Source organism: Sulfurimonas sp. (assembly GCF_026991475.1).
Lineage (GTDB): Bacteria > Campylobacterota > Campylobacteria > Campylobacterales > Sulfurimonadaceae > Sulfurimonas.
The window spans coordinates 1-2,642 of the sequence record NZ_JALXBK010000005.1 but is presented as its reverse complement, the minus strand read 5'-3'; the positions used below and the strand labels follow the sequence as shown (position 1 = coordinate 2,642).

The following is a 2,642-nucleotide window of genomic DNA, read 5'->3' as shown; positions in this document are numbered from 1 at the left end:
CAGATTGTTGCACAAAATGAGATTGTCGTTATGGTTGTAATGGAGATAATAATAGGGCACTCTTCAGGGATGATGAATATTTGTTATCCTGTTATTGCACTAGAACCTATTTTGCCAAAACTTGCTTCGCGTGATTTGATGCTTAATGAAACGAGTTCAAAAAAAAGTAGAAATACAGAACTCAAAGTTCTACTCGGTGGGGCAAAGGTAAATGTAGAAGCAAATCTTGGTGAGGCAGATTTGAGCTTAAATGATATTTTAGAATTGCAAGTGGGAGATGTTATACGTCTCTCTGCCCCTGCTAACGATATAGTAACAATTTCTGTTGATGGAAAAGATAGGTTCCGTGGAGAGATTGGATTGAGAAGATTTAGAAAGTCGATAAATATCAATGAAATAATAGAAACTGAAAAAGATGAAGTAAAACGGGCTTTAGAAGAACTTGAAAAACAGCGTCATGAGAAAATATCAGGTGTAAAAGATATAATTCATGAAGATGATTTAGAAAATGATGAGGATATAATAGATGAGTGATTTTATTAAACTATTTGAAGATGAGACTATTGGTACAATAGAAGCACTCGTAGGTGAAGCTCCTACACTCTCCTTGCAGGACGAACAAGAACTTAGCATAATTTCTAATATTGTGCCTCCCATAGTACTTACTAAAATTAAAGTTAGTGGTGATTTAGAAGCTGATATTATGGTGGCATTTCCTCCAAACATGGCAGCATCGCTCTCTGATATGATGATGGGTGAAGAGGCAAGTGATCGTGAAGATATTACAGATGATGATTTAGATGCGGCAAAAGAGATAGTATCAAACATATTTGGTGCGATTGCTACAGCACTTTCTGGTCAAAAAGAACTTCCTGTATTGTCATTTAGCATAGATTCAATAGAATCACTCTCTGGTGATGATGAAGTAAGTTTGGAAGCTTTTAGCAAAATGTATGTCTATAAGTTCTCATTAGCAGGCATTACTTCTATGCTTATGTTTATTATTGATGAAAAATTGGCACAGGCTTTGTCTCCGTCACAAGCTGATGCACAAAATGTATCGACAGCAATAGAAAAAGAAGAGAATAGCTCTGAAAATTGTGATGGTGAGAGTGTCAAATTATCCGAAGAGGAGATGAAGAACATCTCTCTTATAATGGATGTAAAATTACCAGTTCGTGTAAGAATAGGCAAAAAAAGAATGCTTTTAAAAGATGTGCTAAATATGGACATTGGTTCTGTGATAGAGTTAAATCAACTAGCAAATGATCCTTTGGAAATTCTAGTTGATAATCATGTAATTGCTCAAGGTGAAGTAGTGATTGTGGATGGAAACTTTGGGATTCAAATAACGACTATTGGCACTAAAAAAGAACGTCTTAAACAGCTTAGAGGTTAAAAATGAGAAAGAAAAATAGAGTTTTAGTAGGAATGAGTGGGGGAGTAGACTCAACTATAACTACATTATTATTAAAACAAGAGGGTTATGAAGTAGAAGGTCTTTATATGAAACTGCATTCAAAACCTGGTTATCATGAGATACATCAAGCTCGTGCACAAAAGGCTGCTGATTTTGTAGGTGTGAAGTTACATGTATTAGATTTGCAAGAGACCTTTAATGAAAAAGTTTTTCAACCATTTATAGATACTTATGCTGAAGGAAAAACACCAAATCCATGTGCATTATGTAATAGAAACCTAAAGTTTGGTGAAATGATAAAGTTTGCAGATGAAATTGATGCAGAGTATTTGGCAACAGGACACTATATTAAAACAGATGGTAAATATCTTTATGCAGCAGAAGATGATACTAAAGATCAAAGTTATTTTCTTTTTTATATAAATAAAGAAATACTTCCACGTTTAAAATTTCCTCTTGGTGAAAGACATAAAAAAGATATTAAAGAATTAGCAGCTTCTATAAAAGGATTAGAATCTTTTTCCTCTCAAGCAGAATCGAGTGAAATATGTTTTGTTGAAACAACCTATACTGATTTACTGAAAGATTATGTAGAAGTGGATAAAATTGGTGAAGTTTTGGACAAACAAGGTAATGTAGTAGGTGAACATAAAGGTTATATGCATTATACAATTGGTAAGCGTAAAGGATTTACAGTACATGGTGCACATGATCCACATTTTGTTTTAAAAATTAATCCTGAAAAAAATCAGATAGTTGTTGGTAAAAAAGAAGACCTAGCCTGCTATAAGGTTAAACTAAATAATCTCAATATGTTTGATGATAGAAAAGAGTTTGATTCTACTGTCAAATTACGTTACAGAACAAAATCTGTCAAATGTCATGTACTTATAGAAGATGATACGGCTCTAATTGAATTAGAAGAAGGTGTTTTCGGTGTTGCAGTCGGGCAGGCTGCCGTATTCTATGATGATCATAAACTTGTAGGAGGGGGCTGGATAATAGAATCTTAGCCCTAGCAAGACAACTTTTTAAATTCTCCCCCAGTCTCCCAACACATTAAGTAACTATTAAGCATCACTTCTCTATAATTCTCATCCACAAACAGAGAGACCTTGTTTAAAAGGGCTAGAGAGACTTCAAGTAGAAGCTTTTGAGAATGTTTGAGATCATTGAAAACTAAGCAAGTAAGAGACTAGGAAGTAACAAACTAGTTATCTTA

The 2,642-nt window shown here is 34.0% G+C and carries 3 protein-coding genes; all 3 read left to right on the top strand.

Annotated features, from left to right (window positions below):
• Positions 1 to 534, top strand: a 534-nt coding sequence (locus MV589_RS00315) for a FliM/FliN family flagellar motor switch protein (RefSeq protein ID WP_297430955.1), incomplete at its 5' end; no start/stop codon positions are given.
• Positions 527 to 1,399: a flagellar motor switch protein FliY gene (fliY, locus tag MV589_RS00310; RefSeq protein WP_297430953.1), complete on the top strand. Its 873-nt coding sequence runs from the start codon at positions 527 to 529 to the stop codon at positions 1,397 to 1,399. The genes MV589_RS00315 and fliY, both read left to right, overlap by 8 nt.
• A 2-nt stretch (positions 1,400 to 1,401) precedes the next feature.
• Positions 1,402 to 2,433: a tRNA 2-thiouridine(34) synthase MnmA gene (mnmA, locus tag MV589_RS00305; protein WP_297430951.1), complete on the top strand. Its 1,032-nt coding sequence runs from the start codon at positions 1,402 to 1,404 to the stop codon at positions 2,431 to 2,433.
• Positions 2,434 to 2,642 lie beyond the last annotated feature (209 nt).

What these genes read in the sequence shown, in the direction of transcription:
- fliY (WP_297430953.1), top strand. Translation starts at nt 527, where the DNA reads ATGAGTGATTTTATTAAACTATTTGAAGATGAGACTATTGGTACAATA.
- mnmA (WP_297430951.1), top strand. Translation starts at nt 1,402, where the DNA reads ATGAGAAAGAAAAATAGAGTTTTAGTAGGAATGAGTGGGGGAGTAGAC.